Source organism: Paenibacillus sp. LS-5, assembly GCF_056121505.1.
In genome coordinates, this window is sequence record NZ_JBWAVA010000150.1 from 1 (window position 1) to 228 (window position 228).

1 protein-coding gene is annotated in these 228 nt (G+C 63.2%); it reads right to left on the bottom strand.

From position 1 onward, the window contains the following. Positions 1-228 (bottom strand): ABC transporter permease (locus AC0MA3_RS26825; protein WP_474658398.1); only part of this gene is annotated, 228 nt, incomplete at both ends.

Here is a 228-nt window from a genome sequence, read left to right on the forward strand (position 1 = left end):
CCCCGGTCAAAACCGATGGCCACGAACAGCAGGAGCAGCGACAGGCCGGTGATGACCTCGGGCATGACCAGCGGCGCATAGATCATCGCTGAAAACAGCATCCGTCCCCGGAAGCGGGTATAGCGGGTAAGCGCGAGGGCGCCGAGCGTTCCCAGGATTGTCGCGACGGTCGCCGAGATCAACCCGACGCGGATGGTCACCCACGCCGCATCGATGAAACTCTTGTTG